Annotated in this window: 16 protein-coding genes, 1 tRNA gene and 1 riboswitch; of the genes, 5 read left to right on the forward strand and 12 right to left on the reverse strand. The window is 69.4% G+C overall.

All coding sequences use genetic code 11. The features are described from left to right. Window positions 1-86: 86 nt before the first annotated feature. Window positions 87-1,274, reverse strand: coding sequence for a serine hydrolase domain-containing protein (locus IEW34_RS07780; protein ID WP_188608559.1), 1,188 nt, complete (start codon window positions 1,272-1,274; stop codon window positions 87-89). 152 nt (window positions 1,275-1,426) lie between these two features. Further along, window positions 1,427-2,383, reverse strand: a complete 957-nt coding sequence (locus IEW34_RS07785; RefSeq protein WP_188608560.1) for an arsenic resistance protein — start codon at window positions 2,381-2,383, stop codon at window positions 1,427-1,429. Window positions 2,384-2,415: 32 nt separating this feature from the next. Next, window positions 2,416-2,476, forward strand: a riboswitch (Fluoride riboswitch). A gap of 258 nt (window positions 2,477-2,734) precedes the next feature. On the opposite strand from IEW34_RS07785, the gene crcB (IEW34_RS07790) reads away from it, so the two are divergent. After that, on the forward strand, window positions 2,735-3,127 hold the full coding sequence (gene crcB, locus IEW34_RS07790) for a fluoride efflux transporter CrcB (protein WP_188608561.1): 393 nt from the start codon (window positions 2,735-2,737) through the stop codon (window positions 3,125-3,127). Between the two features lie 6 nt (window positions 3,128-3,133). Next, window positions 3,134-3,550 (forward strand): fluoride efflux transporter CrcB, encoded by a 417-nt coding sequence (gene crcB / locus IEW34_RS07795; RefSeq protein WP_188608562.1) that lies wholly within the window; start codon window positions 3,134-3,136, stop codon window positions 3,548-3,550. Window positions 3,551-3,576: 26 nt separating this feature from the next. Here crcB (IEW34_RS07795) and lipB read toward each other — a convergent pair whose 3' ends face one another. After that, on the reverse strand, window positions 3,577-4,329 hold the full coding sequence (gene lipB / locus IEW34_RS07800) for a lipoyl(octanoyl) transferase LipB (protein WP_244641872.1): 753 nt from the start codon (window positions 4,327-4,329) through the stop codon (window positions 3,577-3,579). Between the two features lie 221 nt (window positions 4,330-4,550). On the opposite strand from lipB, the gene IEW34_RS07805 reads away from it, so the two are divergent. Then, window positions 4,551-4,636, forward strand: a tRNA-Leu gene (locus IEW34_RS07805). Between the two features lie 208 nt (window positions 4,637-4,844). After that, window positions 4,845-5,153, forward strand: a complete 309-nt coding sequence (locus IEW34_RS07810; RefSeq protein ID WP_188608563.1) for a putative quinol monooxygenase — start codon at window positions 4,845-4,847, stop codon at window positions 5,151-5,153. A gap of 32 nt (window positions 5,154-5,185) precedes the next feature. Here IEW34_RS07810 and IEW34_RS07815 read toward each other — a convergent pair whose 3' ends face one another. Then, window positions 5,186-6,136 carry a dihydrodipicolinate synthase family protein gene (locus IEW34_RS07815; protein ID WP_244641854.1) on the reverse strand — a complete coding sequence of 317 codons (951 nt, stop codon included), beginning with the start codon at window positions 6,134-6,136 and terminating at the stop codon, window positions 5,186-5,188. 325 nt (window positions 6,137-6,461) lie between these two features. Between IEW34_RS07815 and IEW34_RS07820 the strand changes: the two genes are divergently transcribed. Beyond that, complete coding sequence (locus IEW34_RS07820; protein ID WP_188608564.1) at window positions 6,462-8,387, forward strand: SDR family NAD(P)-dependent oxidoreductase; 1,926 nt, start codon at window positions 6,462-6,464, stop codon at window positions 8,385-8,387. Between the two features lie 170 nt (window positions 8,388-8,557). Here IEW34_RS07820 and IEW34_RS07825 read toward each other — a convergent pair whose 3' ends face one another. The 8 genes from IEW34_RS07825 to IEW34_RS07860 all read right to left on the reverse strand — a co-directional run bounded on the left by IEW34_RS07825 (window position 8,558) and on the right by IEW34_RS07860 (window position 22,088). Next, on the reverse strand, window positions 8,558-10,957 hold the full coding sequence (locus IEW34_RS07825; RefSeq protein WP_188608565.1) for a xanthine dehydrogenase family protein molybdopterin-binding subunit: 2,400 nt from the start codon (window positions 10,955-10,957) through the stop codon (window positions 8,558-8,560). Between the two features lie 201 nt (window positions 10,958-11,158). Continuing rightward, window positions 11,159-11,605, reverse strand: a complete 447-nt coding sequence (locus IEW34_RS07830) for a (2Fe-2S)-binding protein (RefSeq protein WP_188608566.1) — start codon at window positions 11,603-11,605, stop codon at window positions 11,159-11,161. A gap of 19 nt (window positions 11,606-11,624) precedes the next feature. After that, a complete protein-coding gene (locus IEW34_RS07835) occupies window positions 11,625-12,485 on the reverse strand; it encodes an FAD binding domain-containing protein (protein WP_188608567.1) in 861 nt (286 codons plus the stop codon). Window positions 12,486-12,616: 131 nt separating this feature from the next. After that, the gene (locus tag IEW34_RS07840) at window positions 12,617-16,930 is read right to left on the reverse strand and encodes a translocation/assembly module TamB domain-containing protein (protein ID WP_188608568.1); all 4,314 of its coding nucleotides are present in this window, start codon (window positions 16,928-16,930) and stop codon (window positions 12,617-12,619) included. Next, window positions 16,930-18,918: an autotransporter assembly complex protein TamA gene (locus IEW34_RS07845; protein ID WP_188608569.1), complete on the reverse strand. Its 1,989-nt coding sequence runs from the start codon at window positions 18,916-18,918 to the stop codon at window positions 16,930-16,932. The genes IEW34_RS07840 and IEW34_RS07845 overlap by 1 nt, the downstream gene beginning before the upstream one ends. Window positions 18,919-19,193: 275 nt before the next feature. Continuing rightward, window positions 19,194-20,048: an MBL fold metallo-hydrolase gene (locus tag IEW34_RS07850; RefSeq protein ID WP_188608570.1), complete on the reverse strand. Its 855-nt coding sequence runs from the start codon at window positions 20,046-20,048 to the stop codon at window positions 19,194-19,196. 53 nt (window positions 20,049-20,101) lie between these two features. Then, a complete protein-coding gene (locus tag IEW34_RS07855; protein WP_188608571.1) occupies window positions 20,102-20,857 on the reverse strand; it encodes an SDR family NAD(P)-dependent oxidoreductase in 756 nt (251 codons plus the stop codon). A 79-nt stretch (window positions 20,858-20,936) separates the two neighbouring features. Further along, window positions 20,937-22,088 (reverse strand): iron-containing alcohol dehydrogenase, encoded by a 1,152-nt coding sequence (locus tag IEW34_RS07860; RefSeq protein ID WP_188608572.1) that lies wholly within the window; start codon window positions 22,086-22,088, stop codon window positions 20,937-20,939. Window positions 22,089-22,093: the final 5 nt, after the last annotated feature.

The raw sequence follows: 22,093 nt of genomic DNA on the forward strand, positions 1-22,093 counted from the left end.
GTCGAGGGGGAAGCACGCTTGCCGCTGGCGCGGCTCGCGGATCGCGGGGGCGAATGCGCGGGCATCGTGCTCCCCCGCGGCAGTGCCTATGCCGCGTGCTTGACGTCACCCAGTCCTGCGTAGATCCCACTCTCGAAGGCGGTGAAGGCCTCCAGGCATGCCGGATCGGCGAAGGGCAGCACCTGCATGAAGATGACGCCGGTCACGTCACGGGCCGGATCGATCCAGTAGTAGGTGTTTGCCAGGCCTGCCCAGGCGAGACTGCCGGCGCTGCGCCCCTCCGGTGTTTCGGCCGTGTTGATCATGAAGCTCAGGCCCCACTTCTTCACGATGCCGGGGAAGAGGTCGACGTCGTTGCTGGCGAACGCCACGGCGGCCGTCATTTTGGTCACGGCGAGATCGCCGATGTGGTTCTGCGCCATGCTCGCCACGGTCTCCGGCTTCAGCACCTGCTGGCCATCGTGCCGTCCTTTGTTCAGGATCATCCTGGTGAAGGTGAGGTAGTCCCGGGCGGTGCCGTAAAGGCCACCGCCGCCCATGTGGAATTCTGGGTCCTGTTCGATCTCGAACGGAATGGGCGCCAGCGACCCGTCCGCGCCGCGCGTGTGCACGGCAACCAGGCGGGTCCGCTGCGCCTCGCTCAGCTTGAAGCTCGTATCGGACATGCCCAGCGGGGCGAGCAGGTGGTCGCGCAGGTAGGCGTCGAGCCGCTCACCGCTCGCCGCCTCCACCGCCTTGCCGACGAAGTCGATGCTGGTGCCGTATTCCCAGCGGCTGCCCGGATCGGACATGATCGGCGTCCTGAGCGCCGCATGCCGGCACGAGGTGATCCCCGGCGTGCCGGTTTTCGCCAGGTATTGGACCATGGCGTCGTTCCACATGTCGTAGCAGAAGCCGGCGGTATGGGTCAGCAGCTGGCGCAGGGTGATGTCCCCCTTGGCGGGCCGCAGGATCGGCTCGCCGGCGCTATCGAAGCCCTCGAGCACCTGGGGGGCCGCGAGGTCGGGCAGCAGCGTCCCGATCGGCCCGTCGAGCGACAGCTTGCCCTGCTCGACCAGTTGCATGGCCGCCGCAGCGGTGATCGCCTTGGTCATCGAGGCGATCCAGAACACGCTGTCGGGCGTCATCGGCGCCTCCTGGGACAGGTCGCGCCGGCCGAAGGCACCCTCGTAGATCACCTCGCTCCCGCTCGCCGCCATGGCTACGACACCAGGAATCTCCCTGGCCTCAGCCCTCTGACGCAACGCGCTATCGATTTGAGACTGGCTCAGCATGGTCGTCCTCCCGCTTGTTGTCGTGCCCGCGTCTTGAGCGCCGGCACGCGCAGCCTGACTCGCTTCGGGAAGGCCCGCAACGCATGCGTCGTCGACAATGACGCCTCTCGCTCCACGACCGAACGGGCTTTCGGCCCCGGGGGCGAGACCCTCTAGGGATCCTCACCCAGGCGCGGCAGGAGACGCATGTAGACGAGCTCGCTCAGCAGCTCCACCAGCGTCTGGGCGACGATGACGGCCGGCAGGAGCGGCCCGGCGCCGGGCACCGCGAGGCCGAGCGGCAGCACGACGAGCGAGTTGCGGGTCGCGGCGCTGAAGGCAACGGCGCGCGAGCCCGCCGACGGCAACCGGAACAGCCTGCCGACGGCAAAGCCGACGAACGGCGCGATGGCCGCGAAGGCTACGTAGACCGGCAGCGCCTGCATGGCGTGAGCGCGCGCGGCGTCGAGCTGGGGCATGACCGAGCCGACGACGACGAAGAGCACCAGCGCGGTGGCCGGCACAGGAAGCAGGCCGAGGTAGTCGCCCACGCGCGTCCCGGTCGCGCTGCGGCGCGCCCAGGCCTGAGTCAGACTCGCTAGCAGCAGGGGCACGGCGATCAGCCAGACGAACGCATGGATGAAGGGCGCGATACGGATCAGGGTCCGGCCGGTCTCGCCAAGGAAAAGCCCGAGATAGGCCGGCAGCAGCAGCATCTGCGCCCCGAGCAGCAGCGGCGTTGCCGCGAGCAGGGCGCGCGCGTCGGCCCGGCCGAGATGTGCGAAGGTCACGACATAATCGATGCAGGGCGCCAGCAGGACGATCAGCACGCCGAGGCGGAGCAGCGGATCGGGCGGCAAGAGCGGCATGAGCCCGCTCACCAGCGCGGGTATGGCAATGAAGTTGGCCACGAGGAGCGCTGCCATGAAGCGCACCTGCCGCAGCGCCTTGCGCAGGTCCATGAGCGGCACCTGGAGAAACGTCGCAAACAGCATCACCGCCAGCGCCGGGCTGATCATCGCCGCCAGGCCATCGAGGACGGGCACCGCCGCCGCGGTGGCCACGGCCGCGACGACCGCGCCGAGGTAGATCGAGACCTGATGGCGTTCGAGGACATGGCGCAGGCTCATTGACTATGCTCCCGCAAGCCTCGTACCTTCGGCCTGACGATGGGGATGGGGTCCCCCGAAACCGCCGCACAGGCTGATGACTCCTACCAGGCGTATCGAGCGCGGTAGGATTCCATTGTCTCCCAACTGCTCCACCTTTCGGATGTGCCCGGCGCCGTCGCCGCGATCCCTGCGCGAGGGTGACGCGCAGCCGCCGCGATGCAATCTCCGGCGCGGGCGCTTTGGTCGATATCCTTGTGGCCGACGTTCTGACGGAGCCGGCCCGTCAGCTTCAACTCTTTGTCTCAATAGTGGAATCTCACCAAGCTTGGGGTCCAACCCTGGCCTCCGAGCGATCGCGAAGGTGGGCCCATGAATATCGAAGCCTGCATCCTCGTGCTGCTCGGCGGCTTTCTCGGCGGCGTGGGCCGATTCTTCGTGTCGCGCGTCGTCGGCCGCCGCGTCGGCGAGACGTTCCCGTGGGGCACGCTGGTGGTGAACGTTTCCGGGGCGCTCGCCATCGGCGCCTTCGCCGGAGCGGCGCGGATCGCCGGCGGACCGGTCGCCAGCGACATGCTGCGCAGCTTCATCGTCGTCGGCGTCTTCGGCGGCTATACGACGGTGTCGTCGTTCTGCCTCCAGACCTTGAACCTGGCGTTCGGGGGGGAGATGTCACGGGCCGCGTTCAACATCGTCGCATCGGCGGGACTATGCGTTCTTGCGGTCGGCGCCGGCTTCTGGTCGGTCGTCCGGCTCGCCGGGTGAGCCGCGATGCAGACGGTCGACAAGCGGGATGCCGCCCTGCGGCTCTACCTGGCCGTCGGGTGCGGGGCGGCGATCGGCTCGCTACTCCGGTTTCTGGCGGGCGTGGTCATCGTCTCGACGCTGGGGCAGAGCGCGCTGCTGGCGACGGGGTTCGTCAACGTCGTCGGATCGTTCGTCATCATGCTCTTCGCAACGCTCACCGGACCGGATGGGCGGCTGTCCGTCGGTCCCGCCGGGCGGCAGTTCGTCATCGGCGGCCTCTGCGGCGGTTTCACCACCTTCTCGGCCATGAGCCTCGACGCATTCATCCTGCTCCTCGATGGCGACCTGCCGCTCGCCGCGATCTACCTCGCGACTGTCATCCTCGCTTCGCTGGCGGCTGCGTTGCTCGGTCACGGCCTGGCCGCGCGGCTCAACAACTAGCGGGAGCATCGTCCCTCAAGGGCGCTTCAGATGCGCACCGTCGGGCCGAAGACGGCCTCGAAGCTGTCGCGCAGCACCGAATCGACCTCAGGCATGGCCACCGGAATGCCGAGATCGACGAGGCTGGTCACTCCATATTCGCGGATGCCACAGGGAACGATGCCGGAGAAATGCGCCAGATCCGGCTCCACGTTGAGGCTGATGCCGTGGAAGGTCACCCAGCGCCGCACGCGGATGCCCAGCGCCGCGATCTTGTCCTCGGCCATAGCACCGGTCGCCAGCGGCGGCTTGTCCGGGCGGCGGACCCACACGCCGATCCGGTCGGCGCGCCGCTCGCCGGACACGTTGAACGCTGCGAGCGTGCCGATCAGCCAGTCCTCCAGCGCGACGACGAAGGCGCGCACGTCTTGCCGCCGCCGCTTCAGGTCGAGCATGACGTAGGCCACGCGCTGGCCCGGTCCGTGATAGGTGAACTGGCCGCCCCGGCCCGTGCGAAACACAGGCAAGCCCCCGGCGTCGACAAGGTCGCCATCCCTTGCAGAGGTGCCGGCGGTGTAGAGCGGCGGGTGCTCCAGCAGCCACACGCGCTCGCGAACATCGCCCTGGGCGAGTGCCGCGGCGTGGGCCTCCATAGCGGCCAAGGCGGTATCGTACGCGATGGGCTGATCGGCGACCGTCCATTCGACCGGCGGCGAGCCCGCGGCGGCCGGAAAGTGGTGCGCCGGCCAGCGGCCGCCCGGGGCGACAACGCGGCGGCCCGCCGCCATCTCTGCATCCATAGTCATGACCGTTCATGTCGTCCTGCGAGGCCTGCGACGCAAGCATCCGCCGCGAGAGGCGCGCCCGGTCCATCAGCAGCGGCGCACCGCCCTGTGGAACGACACGGCAGCGGCCTTGTGGAGCGGCGAACCATCTGCTACATCGCGCCGCTCCGATGGGCTCGTCCCTCGGACAATCCTTACCGACGAATACGGCAAGGCATCCCCTCGGGGGACCACGAGCGGTCGTGGCGGAATGGTAGACGCGCTAGCTTGAGGTGCTAGTTGGGTAACACCAGTGGAGGTTCGAATCCTCTCGACCGCACCACCCCCTCTGCGGGTGGTCAATGTCTCTGACGGGCGGAGCGTGCATGCGGCGCTGTCCTCGTCCGAGACAGGATGTTCATGTCGGCCCATCCCCCGACGCACCTCGCCGCCTGCGAGACGCGGACATCACCGCCCCAGCTTGACATCGAGAATTGGGGCCTAGGTGCTAGGGTGAGCTGCGGCCGTCGGCCGCGCGAGCGGAGCGCGCCATGTCCAAGTTTGCCCTCTACGTGCCGCTGAAGGCCAAGCCCGGCAAGGAACAGGAGATTGCGGAGTTCCTCCGCTCCGCCTTGCCGCTCGTGGACGCCGAGGGCGGCACCGTCTCCTGGTATGCGATCCAAGAGGGGCCCTCCTCGTTTGCGATCTTCGACACCTTCGATGACGAAGCCGGGCGCGAGGCCCATTTGAACGGCAAGGTCGCCGCGGCCTTGATGGCCAAGGTCAAGGACGGCGACCTGTTTGCCGAGCCACCGCAGATCTACAAGCTCGACATCATCGCCAACAAGCTGCCGGCCTGAGCTGCGCTCATGGCGTGCCCGCCGAGGTCTGCTCAAGCGGCCCCGGCCGCCGCCAGCTGCGCACGCGGGTCATGGCGTGCCAGCCGTGCAAGCAGCAGCTCGATCTCCGCCTTCGCCGCCGCCGACAGGCCGGCGGCCGGCTTGCGCTGGACGTCGGAGGCCAGGATGCCCCGGCGCATGAGCACGTATTTGCGTACGGCCAAGCCGACGCCCTGCTGCTGTTCATAGCGCAGCAGCGGCAGGTGGGCGTCGAACAGATCATGGGCCGCCTCGCGCTCGCCGCGCCGCGCGTGCGCCACCACGTCGACCAGCATGTCCGGAAAGGCGTAGCCGGTCATGGCGCCATCGGCGCCGCGCTCCATCTCGAAATCGAGGAACAGGCCGCCGTTGCCGCACAAGATCGAGATCGGCCGCAACTTGCCGTCCTTCTGGAAGGCGCGCAGCGCCGAGATCTTCTCCAGGCCCGGCCAATCCTCGTGCTTGAGCATCACGCAGGAAGGATTGTCGCCGATGATTCGGGCGATGACGGCGGGCGTCATGACGACGGTCAGGGTCAGCGGATAGTCCTGCAGCACCCAGGGCACATCGTCGCCGATCGCCTCGACGGCCTGCCGGAAATAGGTGACGATCTGATCGTCCGTCCTCAGCGTCGGCGGCGGCGCGATCATGACGCCGGCCGCCCCCGCCTCCATGACTGCCGTGGCCAGGCTGCGCATGGCGGCAAAGCCCGGCGCGGAAACGCCGACGACGATGGGCAGCGTCGACCGGCGGATGACCCGCCGCGCGACGTCCAGAGCCTCGGCCGCGTCGAGCTTGGGCGCTTCGCCCATGATCCCGAGCACGGTGATCCCCGTGCAGCCGACCTCGGCATAGAAATCGGTCAGCCGATCGAGAGACGCATCGTCGATCCCCCCGTCCTGCCGAAATGGGGTCGGCGCGATGGCATAGACGCCATTCGTCTGTTCAGTCAGCTTCCGTGGCACGCCCGCTCTCCGATGTGTCGCGGAGAAGCTTACAGGAGGACGGCGGACCCGTCGCCCAGGGGGCCCGCATACACCCCCCCGATGCCGCCGGCGAAGGCCTGCCCTCGCTTGTATGTGGTGGCATTTGGTCCTATTCCTCGCGCCGTCCCGTTCGAGCAGGTTCCGCCAGGATGGTCGCCGGCCCCAGCGGGGCGGTCGTGCTCGCGCGTCCAAGGCCGAGTTCGGGTGTTCGGACAGCGCACGGGATGAGGGCAGATGTGCGCGGGTTCGTGGCGTTGGATCGGGCCTTCCAGCATCACCATGACGAAGCGCCCCGAGGAGCATGATGGCATCGCGACGCGCGATCAGGACGATACTGGTCAACCTCATCGCCGATCTAGCGGCCACCTCCTGCGCCGTCGTCGCGTCGTTCTACCTCCGCTTCCAGGACGAACGCCTCGCCGCGTACCTGGATGAGCTGCCGCTCATCCTGGCCGTCCTGCTGCCGGTGGCGGCCGCCATTTTCCTTGCCGTGCGGCTGCCGGAGTCCAAATGGCGATTCGTCTCGCTGCCGGACGTCATCAAGATCGGGCGAACGACGCTCATGCTGGCGCTCGTCATCCTCGTCTTCGACACGGTCGTCTCGCACCCGGCGCTTCTCGGCCACAACTACTTCGGCCGTGCCTGGATCCTGCTGTTCCTGCTGCTGGAGATCCTGTTCCTGGCTGCGCCGCGCGTGGCCTACCGCGCCTTCAAGCAGCGGCAGGTGGCCGCCCAGGTGCCGCGCGAGGCACGGGAGGCGGCGCTGCTCGCCGGAACCGGCGTGGAGCTCGAGGCGCTGCTGCGGGCAATCGAGTCGGGGCCCCTCTCACGCCTGCGGCCGATCGGCCTGCTGACCCGCCGCACTGCCGACATCGGCCAGTCGATCCGAGGCGTCACGGTGCGCGGCGGCATCGCCGATCTGGCCACCGTGCTGCAGGATCTGGCGCGCGGAACGCCGCCCTCGGTCGTCGTCGTGGCGCCGTCGGCCATGGCGCCGGAGGCCAACCCCGGGATGGTCCTGAGCGTGGCCCGGCGCTTCGGCGTGCAGGTGATGCGTACCAATGCGCTCGACGCCGATGAGATCGAGAGCGGCGCGGCCCAGCTGGCGCCCCTGTCGATGGAGGATCTGCTGCTGCGCCCGACGGTCACCGTCGACGAGGCCACGCTGACAGCGCTCGCCAGACACCGCCGCATCGCCATCACCGGCGGCGGCGGCTCGATCGGCGGCGAGCTGGCGCGCCGCCTCGCCCGCTTCGGCGCGGGCGACATCCTGATCCTGGAGAATTCGGAGCCGGCGCTGCACGCCATCCTGGAGGATCTGTCGCGCGTCCCCACCTGCCGCGCCACCGGCCGCCTGTGCGACGTGCGTGACAGGGACCGGCTGTTTGCCATCCTCGCCGAGTTCGGGCCGCAGGTGGTCTACCATGCCGCGGCGCTGAAGCACGTGCACTACCTGGAGAAGGACTGGGGCGAAGGCATCCGCACCAACGTCTTCGGTGCCATGAACGCGGCGGATGCCGCGGTCGCGTGCGGTGCGGCGGCATTCGTCATGATCTCCACCGACAAGGCGGTGAAGCCCGTCTCCATTCTCGGCGCCACCAAGCGCCTGGCGGAGATGTACGTCCAGGCCAAGGATGCGGCGCTCACGCGCCGGACCAACGGCGCGGCGGCCACCCGTCTCGTCGTCGTCCGCTTCGGCAACGTGCTCGGCTCGAACGGCTCGGTCGTGCCCAAGTTCCGCGAGCAGATCGACAAGGGCGGTCCGGTCACCGTCACCCACCCGGACATGGTGCGCTTCTTCATGACCATCCCGGAGGCGTGCGATCTGGTCGCCGTCGCCTCCTTCCACGCCATCGACGATCCGGCCAAGGCGACGTCGATCTACGTGCTGAACATGGGCCGGCCCGTCAAGATCCTCGATCTCGCCACGCGCATGATCGAGCTCGCCGGCCTGAAGCCGGGCGAGGACATCCGCATCGAGTTCAGCGGCATGCGGCCGGGCGAACGCCTGGAGGAGATCGTGCTCGACGACAGCGAGGCGACGCACCAGGTCAACCTGCCGGGCATCATCGCCGCCGACCCGAGCTTCCCCGATGTCGCCGTGCTCGAGCGCTGGCTCGATGCGCTGGCGGCCGCCCTTGCCAGCGGCGACCAGATCAAGGTCTACGGGGTGATCAACGCCGCGCTGCCCACCTTCCCCACCACTCCCAAGGACATGCACGCGGCCTGAGGCGCGCCGGCACCCTCGCGCATGATTCCAAGAAAGGCGGCCGCCGGTCTTGGATAAATTCTGCTCGAACAAAGACTTAGAGCGTTTCCGCGTTTCTTCGAATCGCCGGAATGCTCTATCTGTTTGATTTGTCGCGTTTTCTTCACGCGAGCCGGCGTCGCTCGAAAACGCTAGGGGCCGGGAGCGTCCGGGCCGGCCATGCGACGGCCCTGCCACGACGCGGCGGCGAGCGGGCGCAGCAGGTTGTCGTCCCAGGCGGTGGCGATATGCGGAAAGTCGAGCGGCAGGCCACGCCCCAGCAGCAGTTCGAGCACGCGCGGCGGCGTCAGCGGGAGCTCCTGCACGCGCCGTCCCGTGGCATTGGCAACGGCACAGGCGATGGCCGCGGCGACGTTGAGAATCGGCACCTCGCCGGCGCCTTTGGTCCCGAGCGGCCCGATCGACGGGGCCCCCTCGAACAGGCTGATCTCCACCGGCACCACGTCCTGCGCCAGCGGCACGCGGTAGGTCTCAAAGCCGCTCTGGCGGATGCTTCCGTCGGCGCCGATCGAGATCTCCTCGTGCAGCGCATAGCCGAGCCCTTGGGTGACGCCGCCCTGGATCTGCCCGTAGATGGCACGTGGATTGAGCGCGCGTCCGACATCCTGCACGACGGCGTAGCTCAGCACCTCCACATGACCCGTGTCGGGGTCGACCGCGACCTCGCATTCGTGCACGGCAAAGACCGGGATATCCAGCGCATCGATGAAGTGCCCGGCGGCGCAGCCCGGCATGGCGGCGACGCCCGGCCCGGTGAACGAGCCGCTGCCGGCGATAGGGCCGACGAGTTTCTGTGCCTGGACGGCAACCTCGGCGATACTCGCTCCCGTTCCCGGCCGCCCGGCGATCTCGACGCGGCCGTTTGCCAGGGTGAGGCCTTCTGGCGGCGTCTGCAGCATGCCCGAGGCGACGTCCAGCAGCTTTCGGCGCACCTCGCTCGCCGCGGCCATGCTCGCGGCGCCGAGCGAAACCGTGGTGCGGCCGCCGCCGACGCCGACGTCATAGCCGCCGGCGTCCGTGTCCGCGGCGCGGACCACGACGTCCTGCGGCTTGAGGCCGAGCGTGTGAGCGACGATCTGCGGCAGGCCCTGCATCATCGAGCCCGAGCCGATCTCGACCCCCGACGTCACCAGCGTGGCGCTGCCGTCCGCATTGAGGTTGACCGTTGCGGCGGACGGCCCGACGAAGACGAACCAGGTGCCGACCGTGGTGGCGCGCCCATAGAGGCGGTCGCCGGCCTGCGCCTGCTTCGACGGCCGCGCGGCCCGCAACCCGGCCATGCGGTCCAACATCGGACCCAGCACGTCGCCTTCGAAGATCTGGCCGGTGGCGCCCAGATTGCCGTCGCCGAGGACATTGCGCCGGCGAAACTCCAGCGGATCCATGCCGATCGCCTCACAGATCTCGTCGGTGTGCCGCTCCAGCGCAAAGGTGTTGTAGGTGCCGTTGCAGGCCCGGAACGCGCCATTGGGGGCGGTGTTCGTGTAGACCGCGCGGCTCGCCAGGCGCACGGATCCGAGCTTGTAGTTGCCGCCGAGAGTGTGCGCGGTCATCGTCGTCAGGAAAATCTGCTCGCCGCCGTAGGCGCCGCAATCCATCAGCACGACGGCCTCACGGCCGGCGATCTCGCCGTCCTTGGTCACCGCCGAGCGGATGCGGATCTCCGCGTTTTCGCGGCTGAGGCAGGTCAGCATCTCCTCCTGACGGGAATTGACCAGACGGACCGGGGCCTCGGCATGGCGCGCCAGCAGGGCGGCATAGGGCTCGAGCGCGCAATCGAACTTGAGGCCAAAGCCTCCGCCGACCGCGGGCACAGTCACCCGCACCGCCGACGGCAGTACATCGAGCAGATGTGCGGTCACGTTGCGCACCGTCCAGGGCGCCTGGGTCGAGGTCTCGATGTGGCAGCGCCCGTCCTCGAAGGCGGCGATCGCCGCGCGCGGCTCGAAGGACAGGTGGTTCTGCCGCCCCACGCGGAACAGGCTCTCGACCACGGTCACGTCCGCACGCGCAAACGCCGCCTCCGGGTCGCCGCGGAGCACGGTCGCCTCCCAGGCGACGTTGCCGCCGTGCGCACCGCCTTCCACCAGCACCTCGTAGTCGCGCCAGTCCGGGTGGACCAGCGACGCGCTCGGCCCCAGCGCCTCGGCCATGGTGATGACGGCGGGCAGCGGCTCGAGCTCGACGACGATCGCCGCGGCGGCGGCCTGCGCCTGGGCAAGCGTATCGGCGGCCACAGCCGCCATGGGCTCGCCGTGGTAGCGGACGCGGCCTGCGGCGAACAGCGGATGATCCGCAATGCCGATGCCGTGCCGGCCCGGCGCATGCTCCGCGGTCACCACCGCGCGCACGCCCGGCATGGCGCGCGCCGCCGCCGTGTCGATGCGCAGAATGCGCGCCGACGGCACCGGGGCGCGCAGCAGGGCTGCGTGAAGCACGCCCGAGACGTCCCGGTCGATCGTATAGCGCGTGCGCCCGCGCAGCTTGTCGCGTGCATCGCGCCGCGGGAAGTTGAGGGTCACCTCGGCCATGGGCTGCTCCTGCGGGCTGAAGCATCGGACCCAAGACGTGAACGCGGGCTCTTGGAAGAATCCGGGCTCTTGGGATGAATCGATGCTGAGACGAAGGGGCTAGAGCATTTCCGCGTTTCTTCGAATCGCCGAAATGCTCTATCTGTTTGATCTGGCGCGTTTTCTTCACGCAAACCGGCGTCCACTTCGCTCGAAAACGCTCTAGAGAGAAAGCACCGCGTCGATGATCCGCTCGTAGCCGGTACAGCGGCACACGTTGCCGCTCAGCGCGGCCTTCACCTCGTCGCGCGTCGGACGAGGCGTGACCGCAAGGAAGCCGCTCAGGCTCATCAGCATGCCTGGAAAGCACATGCCGCATTGCACGACGTCGTGCTCCTCCATCACCTGCTGCAAAGGCGAGAGCGCCCCATCGGGCGCGAGCGACTCGACGGTGCGTATGCGGGCACCGACGGCGAGACCCGCCGGCAGCAGGCAGGCCATGACCGGGTGGTCGTCGAGCAACACCGTGCAGGCCCCACAGAATCCTTCCCGGCAGACCGGCTTGGCCCCTTTGAGGTGGAACTCGTCGCGCAGGACATCGACGAGCGGCGTCATGGCGCCGTGGCCGCTGGTGCGGTCCTCGCCGTTCACGGTGAGCAGCAGCGCCATGGCTGACCTCGTCCTCCGTTCAGCTGTGCGGTAGAAGGGCTTGCGCGGCGCGCCGCACAAGGCTGGGCAGCACCGCCAGGCGATACCAGCCGGCCGCCTCGACGCCGTCGCGGGCTACGAAATCGTCGAGACAACGGCCGGCGAGCGCGGCGGCCGCCTGCGGATCGAGCGGCCGGCCGACGAGGCCGGCCTCCAGCGTCTCCCAACGGCGCGCCACGACCTCGACCGAACCCACGGCGGCGCGCGCGGTCAGCACCGTGCTGTTCTGCCCGAGCTTCACGGCCAGGCTGACGATCGCGACGGGATAGTCGCCGGACCTGCGCAACGGGAGGCGGACGTGCGCGGAACCGCAAGCGGTGCGCGCCACGACGATGCGCGACAGCAGCGTGCCGGGGGCGAGTTCGGAACGCCGGGCGAGGAAGCGCTCCATCGAGATCCGTTCGACGCCGTCAGGCGACGTCAGCTCGACGTTGGCGGCAAGACAGATCAGCGCCGGAACCAGATCAGCGGAGGCGAAGTCCCAGGCGCAGAGATTGCCGCCGATCGTCGCGACTTGCCGGACCGCCGGATTGGCGGAACTGGCGGCCGCCTGCACCAGGGCGGCACAGCCGTCGATGTGCGCGAGGGCCGATGCGAGCGCCGCATGGGTGACGCAGGCCCCGATGGTGATGTCGCGCTCGCCGATCTCGACCCGACGCAGTTCGTCGATCCGCGAGAGCGCCACATAGGAGCGGTCCTGCTGGGGCCCGCCGCGCAACGGCGCACGCATGATCCACGTCGCCCCGGCGAGCGGGGCGCCGGCGTGGCCGCGATCCGCCAGCGCCGCCACCGCGCCGTGCAGCGTCGTTGCCACGTGGAAGGTGTCTGCTCCCGTCTTCATGCGCATGCATCATGCATGTTCCGGACCAGCCGGGCGTGTGGTGTGTCGCGCCGGAGCGACAGACCCGGGCGCCTCGGTATCCCGCCGCTGACGCCCTCGGGTTGGGCGACGGAGGCGATCCGCCAAAAGCGCTAATATTCCCACTCGGCGCCCACGCCGACCGAGGTATTGCCCGTCGCGCCGACCAGGCCCTGCACGCGGATGTGGCGCGTCACGTCCACGTCGACGGCGAGGCCTGTGGTTTCCGGGCTCGTGCCCGGCCGTACGTTGACGCGCACGCGGTTGCCGAGCGCGCGGCTCAGGTTGCCCAGCGGGCCACGGTCGCCGCTGCCCGACACGTCCGAGCCGCTGAGCCCCAACGACTGCCGCAACTGGTCGAACGCGCTGTCGCCCGCGCCTGAGAACTGTCCGGCGATCTGTGCCAGCTGGATTGCCTGGAAGGCCGAAAGCTGGCCGGCCGGCAGACCAAAGAGGATGCGGGAGATCACCTCTTCCTGCGGCAAGTCTGGGCTCGAGGAGAAGGTGAAGACCGGCTCGGCCGCCGGGCCGGAAACCGCGATGCGCGCGGTGACACCGGCAGACTGGTTCTCCGCAATGAAATCGAGCTCGGGGCTGAGCGTGCCGGAGAAGACCACACGTCCCCTGGTGAAGTTCAGCGTCTGCGAGCCGAGGTCGAAGCGCCCCCGCTGCAACTCGAATGCGCCCTGCGGCGTCGGTGCCGACAGCAGCCCCGTGACCATCAGCTGCCCGCCGAGATCGGCGCTGATGCCGCGGCCGTGCACGTAGATGCGGCCCGGGGAGGTCACGCTGATATTGAGGACCGCGTCGAACGGCGTCGCGCGCTTGCCGCGTGTCTTGGCCTTGGCGGCCACCGCCAGGCGCGCTCTGGCCTGCGGTGACGGATTGATCTGGCGGGTGCCAGGTATGGGCTTCAGGGTGTTCGGTAGCTGCTCGGGGACGCTGATGTCCAGGGTCTGGATCCCGACGATGCCGCCGATCGTCGGCCGCTGTGCCAGCGGGCCGGTGACTGCCAGATCCAGGTTCACCTCGCCGCGAACGGTCCCGTCGTTCATCAGCTGGGCATTGCGGCCGGTAATCTTGAGCGAACCGGGGAAGCCGGCAGCGGGATCGAGCCGCACGGTGCCGCCCAAGGCGAGCGTTCCGCCGTTAGGCGTCGCCGCCGTCAGCCGCTCGACCACCACCTCCTGGCCGCGAGCCGTGATACGCCCCTGGATCCGGTCGACGCGCATGCCCATGCTGGCATCTGAATAGGCGCCTGAAGCGATTGTGACGGCACCGTCAGCGGCGGGACGGGCCAATGTGCCGCCGAGGCGGACGTCGACGTTGGCGTTGCCGGTCAGGCGCCGGCCGGCGGGGGCAAGGATGACGTTGGCGACCGCAAGGTCGAGCCGCCCCTGCGCCCGCAGATCGATCGCCCCCGTCGTATCGAGCGGCACGCCGCCGTTGGCCGTAAGGCTCAGGACGCGGCCGGCGTTCGCCCTGGCATCGAGTGAACTGCGGCCGGCGCCCAACCGCCCGCTCGCGGTCGCATCGATGGGCGGCAGGCCGGTGCCTTTGAGCTGAGGCGCCATCAGGCGGGCGACGCGCACTCGCCAGTCACCGGCGAGTTGCGCCGCAGGCCCCTTGAGCCGCGCCTCGCCATCGACCGTCCCGGTGAGCCCCAGGCCCGGCACGGCGATGTCTGCCGCCGAGAGCGGCACGGCCCGCGCGTTGACGGACAGGTCGAGCTCGGAACCGACGAGACCCTCGGCGGAGATGCGGCCGCCATCGACGGCAACGGCTACGTTGCGGATGTCGGCACTGCCGCCCTTGAGGGTCACCGTCGCGGGGCCGGCCAGCGCCAGTTGGCGATTGCCGCGCCGGGCCGTGAACGAAGCGATCTCGATGCGCGTCGCATCGCCCGGCACCACCCGGCCGCGCGTGCTGAGCGTAAAGCCGACCGCCTGAGCCTGCAGCGTGATGTCGCTCGCCGCGGGCGTGCCTTTGGCGTCGAAGCGGATCTGCGACAGCTGCTGGCCCGCGACCTCCACGCGATCGATGCTGGCCGAGCCGTCGATCACCGGCCGCCGGTAGACATCGCTCGCCGCCACCTGCGCGGCGACGCGGTCGGCGCGGATATCGCCAAAGCGCAGGCGATTGCCGTTGGCCTCGAGCCGCACGCCCTGGCCCCCGCCGTCGGCGCTGAGCGCCAGGGCGGCGTTGAGGTCGCCGGAGAGGTGCGTCAGCAGGAGCGCCGAAATGTCGTCCAGGTTACCCGCGGCAATGCTGATGCGGCCGCTGGCGAGATTGGCGCCGTCGAGCGTGACGCCGCCATCGATCTTGACAGAGCCCACGGCCAGGTCGAGCCGGTCGAGCAGCCAGCCGCCCTCCTGGCGCTTGGCGAGATGGATCTGACCGCTGGCCGGCGCAGCGCCGACCCGGCCGGCCAGAGTCGCTTGCAGGGCAAGCGGGCCGAGCAGGTCCTTTGCCGTGACGTCGAGCGCGAGCTGGGGAATGGGACGGCCCAGGGCCGTCGCCTGGCTCAGGGCAACGCGCGCCGTGGCGGCCAGCCCGTGGAGCGGTCCGCTGAGGCGGGCCGTCGCCTCTCCCTTCCCCGTCAACCGGCTGTCGGCGCGGCTGAGATCGGCGACGGTGACCTTGGCATCGACCGCCGATCCCTCGGGCCGGACCTCGCCATTGACGGTGGCGGCAGCGTGAACGCCGGTGAGCGCGAGATTGTCGAAGCCGTAGCCGCCGCGCGGCATGGTGCGGATGGTGCCGGCGAGCGCGAGCTTGCCGCCGGCCAGATTGTCGACGGGGGCGATCCCGGTGCCGAAGGCGGCCGTGCGGCCATCGACGACCGCCCTCACCTGGCTGAAACGCGGCGCGCCGCTGAGCTCTGCACCCAGATTGGCGGTGCCCCGCAAAGCGAGCCCGGTCAGCGCTCTGAAGCGCGCCAGGTCCGGCACCTTGACGGAGGCGCGGCCGGCCAGCTCGCGGCTCCCGGCCCTGCCCGTGTAGTCGGCACTCAACGTCGGGCTCTGCAACCGCAGCACGGTAAAATCGGCCACGCCGCTGCGATCGAGCGTGCCGTGCAGGGATGCCTCGAGCCGATCGCCGACGGCCTCGGCGTAGCCTCGGTCGGCGAGCTTCATGCCGGCGACGGCCGCGTCGCCCGAGAGCGTGATCTTGGCGTTGCGGTCGCTCAGCGCGCCCGTCGAGACCGCGGTGAAGGTCGCCTTGGCGCTGTCGAAGCGGCCAGACGGCAGCTTGGCATCCCTTGCCTCGAGCGTGGCGTTGACCGTCGGGCTCGCCGCCGGGCCGACAATCGAGGCGTCGAAGGCGAGCTTGTCGATCTCGGCAACACCGGCCCGGGTGCGACTGCCGTCGTTGGGCAGGGCGGCCGCCTGCACCTTGATGTCCAGACCATAGTCCTTGGCAATCGTGCCGTTGACGGCCAGTCGCGCCACTTGCGAAGCAATGGCCACGTCGGCCAAGCGGGTCGTGCCATCGTCCCCGAAGATGACATTGCCGCCGAGCCGGGTCGTGCCCGCGAACACCGGGGCGACCACCGCCGGGAACAGCCCCTCGATCCTGGCGTCGAGATTGAGGCCGAGCGTGCGGACCGTACCGTCCCGCTGCAATTGGGCACCACCCTGCGCACCGATGTCGGGACCGGCGTCGAAATTGAGGTTGGCGGCGAAGGCCTGCAGCGTGCCGTTGCCGCGCAGATCGAGCTTGACGGGAGGCAGGCCCGGAATGGAGGCCGCGCGCGCCAGGATGCCGCCCTCCGGCTCGTCGAAGTTCAACGCCAGCGTCAGCGCCTGAGTCTGGGGCACCAACTCGAGGCGGGCGTCAAACGTGCCGGGCGCGTCGAGACGGCGCGCGTCGAGCTTCACGTTGAGCCCCTCGGAGGGGTCGCCGAGCCGTAGATCGCCGCTGGCCGTCAGCCGGGCGGCCGTCCCCACGATCGGCTCGCCGAGCGAGAGCTCCGCCAGCTTGAAGTCGCGCACCACGACTTCGACGGGAAGCTCCGGCAGCAGCGGCTCGTCGGCCCCCGCAACCGGTTCGTCCGCGGGCAGCGGGCGGCGCAGCATCTCAAGCCGGCCGATCTCCAATCGGTCGACATCGAGACGACCGGAGAGCAGGGCGAGCCGGCGCCACACCAGCCTGGCACTGTCGAGCCTGAACCACACGCCATCACGGTCGGCGATGGTGATGTTGCGGATGGTGGCATCGGAGGATAGCGCCCCCTCGACCGAGCCGATCGATACCTGCGTCGTGGGCGTGGACAGCGCGCGTGAGATCAGGTTGCCGAGCACGGTGCGTTCGGCGTCGTCGCTGTGCCCGACGAGCGGATTCACGAGCCAGGCGGCTAGGAGCAACGCCAATCCGAACGGCAGCGCCAGCAATCGGGACCAGAACAGGCGTCGCGATACGCGCATCAGAAGGTCTGCCCTATGCTGATGTAGAGGCTTGCCGGCGTGTCGCCGGGGCGGCGGTCGAGCGGGAATGCGACGTCGGCACGGATCGGGCCGATGGGCGTGTAATAGCGCAGCCCGAGGCCCACCGATTTGTAGAGCTTGTCCTTCAGGTTCGGAAAACTCGATTCGAAGGCGTTGCCGGCGTCGAAGAACGGCACGATGCCGATCGTGTCGGTGATTTTGATCCGCGCTTCAAAGCTCGCCTCCAGTAGGCTGCGGCCCCCGACGACGAAGCCGAACGGCCCGGTCGGACCGAGGCTCTGGCGCCGATAACCCCTGACCGACGCCGCGCCGCCGGCATAAAAGCGGTGGTTGGCGGGGATCTCGTCGAGCCCGGGACCACCGAGCGTGCCGATGGCGGCGCGGGCGGCGAGCACGAAACGGGCATCGTCGTCGAGCGCCAGGTAAGTGGAGGCTTGCAGCCGCGCCTCGGCGAAGCCGACGGTGGAGCCGAGGAATTCCGGATAGGGCGTCGCCGAGCCGACGATCTTCACGCCGCGTGTGGGGTCCAGGGGATTGTCGGTCGAGTCGTAGGCCACCGACACCGGCAGACCGACGATGAAATAGTCGATGTTGCTGATGACGTCGCTGGTCTGGCCGCGCTCGGCGCGGATGCCGCCCTGCACGAAGAAGGTGTCGCTGATGCGGTGGCGGATCGAGATCGCCCCCTGCACGTCGCGGACGGTGTAGCCACCGAAGCGGTCGCCGCCGGTGCGGTCTCGCTCGGCCATGACCTCGGCGATCAGATCGTTCCGCGTGCCGCCGAGCGCCGGCTTGATGAAGGTGGCACGGAAGCGCCCGCCCACATCGGACGGCAGAATGTCCTGGAAGCTGCGGAGCCGCGTCCCATCGTTGCGCGGCGCGATGAACAGGCTCCCCTCCAGGCGCAGTTGCTCCGCACCGCCGAACAGGTTGCGGTGCTCCCAATAGCCGCGCACCGAAGGTCCATCGAGGGTGGAGAAGCCGGCGGAGAAGCCGATGACGCGCGGCAGCCGCTCGCCGACGTCGACGAAGACCGGGATGCGGCCCTCCGCGTCGAGCGCATCGGCCTGGCTCACCCGCACCGACCCGATCGCCGGAATCGACGCTACCGACTTGCGCGTCCGCGTCAGCGCTCTGGGCGAATAGGGATCGCCCGGTTCCAGATAGACGAACGAGCGCACCACCGCCGGATCGACATTCTGGGTGCCGCTGACACCGACTTCGCCGATCGGCGCCACGGGCCCCGGAGCCACGGCAAACACCACGTCCATGCGCAACGTCGAGTGGTCGACCGTCGGGCGGATGTCGATGCCCTTGGCGAGGGGGTGGGATTGGTCGCGGAAATAATCGACGATCCGCGCCTGCGCGCCCCGCAGCAATGCCGCGCGCGCCGGATCACCCGGCACGAGCTTCAGCGTCTTGCGCGGCAGCTCGGCTTCGGAGAACGGGCTGCCCGCGCCATCGACGACCTCGATGGAGCCGATCGTGTAGAGGGGACCCAACGTCGCCACGACACGCACGGGCACGACGCGCGCGCCCCTGTTGGCCTGTGCGGCCCGCGCCGCGGCAGCCACCGTCGCCTCGGTGACCGGCAGTTGGAGCGGCGTGCCGGCCACCTCGATGACGACGGCGGCGTCGTAATAACCTTCCGCCCACAGGGCATCGACCATCGGCGCCAGATCAATGGCCGCGCGCTGCGCGAGCGCTGCGCCGTCGGGCGGTGCGTCCATGCGCAAACGATAGAGGTTGGACACACTGCGCAAAGCAGAAGTCGCCGCCCGATCACCCCCGGTGTCGAAGGTGACCTCATAGGAGAGCGTGTCGGGCGTGGGCGCGGGCGGCTCCTCGCTGCCGAACAGGCCGAAGAAGTCGAACGCCCGTGCGTCATCCGCGCTCGAAGCGAGAGCGAGGCAGACCAGTAACCCGATGAGTGCCGGGCCGAGGCGACCTCGGGGCACCAGACGCATACGCTTCTCCAGGCTCCGGCGGCGACACGCGCGGGGGTGGAACGCCCCCTTTGTGCCGTCGCCGGCCAGATCAGTCCACCCGCGAAGCCACACTTTCGCCAATTGGCGCACCGCGACACCGCGGGCGCGATCATGCCCCGCAAGTGGTTAAGTCGATCTTTTCATGGGGCTGGCGGCGCAACCTCGGCCGTGCCGATCACAATGCCGCGCGAAAGACGGCGGACCGCGAACGCGCCGTGACCGGGTGGAATCAGCCTGTCACGGCGCCGGTGTACTCAGGCGATCTCCAGCCTGAAGCCGTCACCGTCCCGCTGCACCCGGCCGCGGCCGGCGCCGGTGAAGTGCCCCCCGAGCAACGGCGTGCCGGCTGCCGCGAGGCGATCGAACAGCGCCCGGCGCGTCGCTGCGGACTGGCTCTTGTCGTAGTCGGCCGACGACGACCAATCCGGCCGGGCGATCTGGCAGGGGTGGTGCATGACGTCACCGCCGAGCAGCAACTCCTCGCCCTTGGACCGGATCAGCAGGCTGAGATGGCCGATGCTGTGTCCGGGGGTCGCGACGAGCGAGATGCCCGGCGCAATCTCGTCCTCAGGATCGGCCAGGTCGACGAGGCCCGCCGCGTCCACGGGACGAACGGAGTCCTCGAAGACCGCGCGGTGCTCGGCGTCGTCCTGCTGGTCGCGCCAATAGTCGAACTCCGTCCGGCCCATGATGTGACGTGCCTTGGCGAACGTCGGCACCCACGTCTCGCCCTGCCGCGTCGTGTTCCAGCCGACGTGGTCCACGTGCAGGTGGGTGTTGACCACCAGGTCGACATCGGCCGCCGGGGCGCCCGCCTCGGCCAGCTTCTCCAGGAACGGCTCGGTGCGATCGTTCCAATGGGGCACCTTGCGACCGCTCTTACCGTTGCCCAGGCCGGTGTCGACCAGCATCAGCACGTCCGGCGTCCTGACGACGAACGTCTGCACGGCGATCTTGAGGCGGCCGCGCTCGTCGGCGAAGTGCGGCTCCAGCCAGCCGATCTTCTGCACCTCGTCGGGCGTGGCATCGGGCAGGATAAAGCGGCTGCCGCCGGTCGCCTCCAGCTCGACGACCCGGGTCACAGTTGCGTCTCCGACCTTGAACTGCATCCGACCAGCCCTCTCCATATCCTACGTCCGCCGAACCCTATGTCCGACGAATCTTACGTCCGCAGAGTGAGCCCGCCATCGGCGATCAGGCCGTGACCGGTGATGAAATCCGCCTCGTCGCTGGCGAGCAGGAACACCGAGCGCGCCATGTCGATGGGCTGGCCCAGGCGGCGCAGTGCCGACTTTTTGGCCCAGATCCCGGCGATATGGGGATCGGCGAACGAAGCCTGCGTCATGCCGGTCTGAATCGCACCCGGCAGCAGGAAGTTCGCGGTGATCTTGAACTTGCCCAGCTCGAGCGCGAGAGTCTTGGTCAACCCGGCGACCGCGTGCTTGGACGCCGTGTAGGCGGCAAGCCCGATGTCGGTATCGAAGGCCATCACCGAAGCCGTGTTGATGATGCGGGCCCGGCCCTTCTGCTCGGCCCGCTCGCGCAGCGCCGGGATCGCGGCGCGGCAGACGCGGAACGGGGCGCGCACGTTGACGGCGAACAGCCGGTCCCAATCGGCATCCGCCGTCTCCGCCGCAAGGCTGCGGTGGCTGACCCCGGCGTTGTTGAACAGAATGTCGATGCCGCCGAAGGCCTTGAGCGCGGCGCCGACGATTGCGTCGGGCGCGTCGTCGTCGGCCACGCTCTTGGCCAGCGCCGTCACCCCGGCCACCCCCGCATGGGCGTCCTCGATGCCGCTGCCGGGGCGGTCGACAGCCAGAATCTGCGCCCCCTCTTCGGCGAACAGGCGCGCGGTGGCATGGCCGATGCCAGAGGCCGACCCGGTGATGACGGCTACTTTGCCTGCAAATCGATTCACGCGGAAATCCTTCTGTGCGTGCCGCTGTCGTTCAATGGCTCCGGACGACGCAGATCGTCTGCGCGCCCGTTGGCGTGGCTCACCACGCCTGCTCGAGGATCGCCATGATGTCGCTCGGGCCGTCGATCCTGCGCGGATTGGTGGGCGTCCACGGGTCGCCCATCGTCAGCTCGGCGACGCGCGGCAGGTCCTCGCGCTTGATGCCCATGGCCTGCAGGGTATGCGGCAGGCCGAGGCCGATGATCAGGTCGGCCACGACGTCGCCCGCATCGTCGCCCGCGCGGCCGAGAGCCGCGGCGACCATGGCCTGACGGCCCGTGTCGACCGGCTTGTTCCAGCGCAGCACGTGCGGCAGCGTGATGCACGAGGTGATGCCGTGCGGCACGCCGAAGCTGCCGCCCAGCACGTGGCCGATGGCATGGCTGACGCCCTTCTCCACCCCGCCCTGGGTACCGACCATCGACAGCCACACCCCGATCATCGCCTCGAGGCGGGCATCGAGGTCGGCCGGCTGCGCCCGGTTGCGCGGTAAGGCGCCCCCCAACAGCTGCAGCGCCTGGGCCGATGCCGCGTCGGCGAGCGGCTGGCTGTTGATCGAACAGATGTCCTCGACCGCGTGGTCGACGGCGCGGATGCCGGTGGACAGCCACAGCTCGGCCGGCGTGTCGACGGTGACGCGTGGATCGAGCACCACCACCTGCGGCGTCATCTGCTCGTGATAGTACATCTGCTTGAGATGCCGGGCCGTGTCCGATACCCCCGCAAACGACGTGAACTCGGCCCCGGACAAGGTGCTCGGCACAGCGAGGACGCGGACGGGCAGTTCCATGGCGTGGACCGCCCTGCCCTGCCCCTGGATCGCGTCGAAGGCGTCGACCGTGAGGGCGCCGGTGGCGAGGCAGAGCTGCGCCACCTTGGCCGCATCGATCACCGAGCCGCCGCCGATGGCGAGCAGGAGATCCGCCGCGAGATCGCGCGCCTTGACCGCGATGGTGGCGACGTCCTCGCGCGGCGAATGGGCCCGGACGCCGGACGTGAGCCCGATCAGCCGATCGCCGAGCGCCTGACGCAAGCCCGCCTCGAGCGGTTGCGCCGCAGCCAGGGAGCCGCTGACCACGGCCAGCACCCGGCGCTTTCCGAGCCGCTCCACATGTTCCGCGATGGCCTCGGCCCAGGGCTTCCCGAAGACGATTCCGTCCGCCTTCGGGAACATGTAGCTGCCGACGAGCATCGCGG

This window comes from Chelatococcus reniformis (genome assembly GCF_014640075.1).
Taxonomy (GTDB): Bacteria; Pseudomonadota; Alphaproteobacteria; order Rhizobiales; family Beijerinckiaceae; genus Camelimonas; species Camelimonas reniformis.

What these genes read in the sequence shown, in the direction of transcription:
- IEW34_RS07780 (WP_188608559.1), bottom strand. Translation starts at nt 1,274, where the DNA reads ATGCTGAGCCAGTCTCAAATCGATAGCGCGTTGCGTCAGAGGGCTGAG.
- IEW34_RS07785 (WP_188608560.1), bottom strand. Translation starts at nt 2,383, where the DNA reads ATGAGCCTGCGCCATGTCCTCGAACGCCATCAGGTCTCGATCTACCTC.
- crcB (WP_188608561.1), top strand. Translation starts at nt 2,735, where the DNA reads ATGAATATCGAAGCCTGCATCCTCGTGCTGCTCGGCGGCTTTCTCGGC.
- crcB (WP_188608562.1), top strand. Translation starts at nt 3,134, where the DNA reads ATGCAGACGGTCGACAAGCGGGATGCCGCCCTGCGGCTCTACCTGGCC.
- lipB (WP_244641872.1), bottom strand. Translation starts at nt 4,329, where the DNA reads ATGGATGCAGAGATGGCGGCGGGCCGCCGCGTTGTCGCCCCGGGCGGC.
- IEW34_RS07810 (WP_188608563.1), top strand. Translation starts at nt 4,845, where the DNA reads ATGTCCAAGTTTGCCCTCTACGTGCCGCTGAAGGCCAAGCCCGGCAAG.
- IEW34_RS07820 (WP_188608564.1), top strand. Translation starts at nt 6,462, where the DNA reads ATGGCATCGCGACGCGCGATCAGGACGATACTGGTCAACCTCATCGCC.
- IEW34_RS07825 (WP_188608565.1), bottom strand. Translation starts at nt 10,957, where the DNA reads ATGGCCGAGGTGACCCTCAACTTCCCGCGGCGCGATGCACGCGACAAG.
- IEW34_RS07830 (WP_188608566.1), bottom strand. Translation starts at nt 11,605, where the DNA reads ATGGCGCTGCTGCTCACCGTGAACGGCGAGGACCGCACCAGCGGCCAC.
- IEW34_RS07835 (WP_188608567.1), bottom strand. Translation starts at nt 12,485, where the DNA reads ATGAAGACGGGAGCAGACACCTTCCACGTGGCAACGACGCTGCACGGC.
- IEW34_RS07840 (WP_188608568.1), bottom strand. Translation starts at nt 16,930, where the DNA reads ATGCGCGTATCGCGACGCCTGTTCTGGTCCCGATTGCTGGCGCTGCCG.
- IEW34_RS07845 (WP_188608569.1), bottom strand. Translation starts at nt 18,918, where the DNA reads ATGCGTCTGGTGCCCCGAGGTCGCCTCGGCCCGGCACTCATCGGGTTA.
- IEW34_RS07850 (WP_188608570.1), bottom strand. Translation starts at nt 20,048, where the DNA reads ATGCAGTTCAAGGTCGGAGACGCAACTGTGACCCGGGTCGTCGAGCTG.
- IEW34_RS07860 (WP_188608572.1), bottom strand. Translation starts at nt 22,088, where the DNA reads ATGCTCGTCGGCAGCTACATGTTCCCGAAGGCGGACGGAATCGTCTTC.